This is a genomic window from Streptomyces sp. NPDC002130 (assembly GCF_040296465.1).
GTDB lineage: Bacteria > Actinomycetota > Actinomycetes > Streptomycetales > Streptomycetaceae > Streptomyces.
Window position 1 is genome coordinate 1 of sequence record NZ_JBEOXI010000675.1, and the last position, 1,739, is coordinate 1,739.

Sequence of the window (1,739 nt, forward strand, 5' to 3'; positions counted from 1 at the left end):
GCACAGCCGGGAACCGCACTTGGAGCGGCGAATGTCAGCCGCAGCTCGCGATCTCCGAAGCCAAGGATCTCAAGCTGGCGATCTATGCCGGGCAGTGGCACGCGACGATCTCCGAGGCTCTGATCGCCGGCGCGCAGCGCGTCGCGCAGGAGGCACAGATCAAGGACGTGACGCTGGTCCGTGTCGCCGGTGCGATCGAACTGCCGGTCGTCGCGCAGGCATTGGCTCGCACTCACGACGCCGTCGTTGCCCTGGGCGTCGTCATCCGCGGCGGCACGCCGCACTTCGAGTACGTGTGCGACGCGGTCACCGCGGGCCTCACACGCGTCTCGCTCGACGAAAGCACTCCGGTGGGTAACGGTGTCCTGACCACCGACACCGAGCAGCAGGCTCTTGACCGGTCAGGGCTGCCGGGTAGCGTCGAGGACAAGGGCGCACAGGCCTGCGCCGCCGCACTGGACACCGCAGTGACCCTGCGCCACGTCCGAGCACCATGGACCGAGGATTCGTTTCGATGAGTACACCCGGCGACAACGAGAACTGGGAACTGATTGCGTCACCGCGTAAGTCCACGCGGTACGCGATCGGAGTTGCGGTACTCCTGGTGATCGTTCACGTCACACTGGCACTCCTGCTCCGTCAGGGGTCCACCGGCGTGTACTTCCGTGCCGCGGACCAACTTGCGATGGCAGGCATCGGCACCATTCTGGCTCTCGGTGTGCTGATGTTGACGCGGCCCCGGGTCAAGGTGGGCAAGCAGGGTATCGCCGTCCGAAACATCCTGGGTGAGAAGATTGTCGACTGGGATCTGTTCGAGGGACTCTCGTTCCCCGACGGTGCCGCCTGGGCACGCATCGAATTGCCCGACGACGAGTACATGGCCGTGATGGCGATCCAGTCCAACGACCGCGAGTACGCCGTCGACACGGTCGGTAAGTTCCGCGAACTGGCCGACCGCTACGCACCGGTCGCGCACAAGAGCAACTGACGTCTTCCGACCGGTTCGGTGCCCGCATCCTGCGCGTTTCCGAGTCGGTCGGTGGCGGCGACTAACCTGAAACCGTGCCGGATCCCTCGACTTACCGCCCCGCTACCGGAACCATTCCGGCTGCGCCGGGCGTCTACAAATTTCGCGATCCGCATGGTCGGGTCATCTACGTCGGAAAGGCGAAAAGCCTCCGTTCACGTTTGAACTCGTACTTCGCGGACGTCACGACACTTCATCCCCGTACGCGGCAGATGGTGACCACCGCCGGCAGCGTCGAGTGGACCGTCGTCAGTACCGAAGTCGAAGCGCTTCAGCTCGAGTACAACTGGATCAAGGAATTCGATCCGCGGTTCAACGTGCGGTACCGCGACGACAAGACGTATCCGGTTCTCGCCGTGACGCTCAACGAAGAGTTCCCGAGGCTGTTCGTCTACCGCGGTCCGCGGCGCAAAGGTGTCCGCTACTTCGGTCCCTACTCTCATGCGTGGGCCATCCGCGAAACCCTCGATCTGCTGCTGCGAGTATTTCCCGCGCGAACGTGCTCGTCCGGAGTCTTCAAACGGCACAACCAGATCGGTCGTCCGTGTCTGCTCGGCTACATCGACAAGTGCTCGGCGCCCTGCGTCGGGCGAGTCAGCGCCGAGGAGCATCGACAGATCGTCGAAGATTTCTGCGACTTCCTCGCCGGCCGGGACCCCTTGTCGCGGATCTGCTTGACCACGATGCGAGCCCTGGCCTCGTTGCCCGTGTA

The 1,739-nt window shown here is 64.0% G+C and carries 3 protein-coding genes; all 3 read left to right on the forward strand.

Going from position 1 to position 1,739, the window contains the following annotated elements:
- Nucleotides 1-50: 50 nt before the first annotated feature.
- Complete coding sequence (gene ribH, locus ABT116_RS44320; protein WP_351646549.1) at nt 51-518, forward strand: 6,7-dimethyl-8-ribityllumazine synthase; 468 nt, start codon at nt 51-53, stop codon at nt 516-518.
- On the forward strand, nt 515-988 hold the full coding sequence (locus tag ABT116_RS44325; protein ID WP_007727982.1) for a PH domain-containing protein: 474 nt from the start codon (nt 515-517) through the stop codon (nt 986-988). Before ribH ends, ABT116_RS44325 begins: the two co-directional genes overlap by 4 nt.
- Before the next feature lie 74 nt (nt 989-1,062).
- On the forward strand, nt 1,063-1,739 hold a 677-nt coding region (locus tag ABT116_RS44330; protein WP_351646547.1), incomplete at its 3' end, for a GIY-YIG nuclease family protein.

Excerpts from the sequence above, each read along its gene's own strand:
- ABT116_RS44325 (WP_007727982.1), top strand. The coding sequence starts at position 515 with ATGAGTACACCCGGCGACAACGAGAACTGGGAACTGATTGCGTCACCG.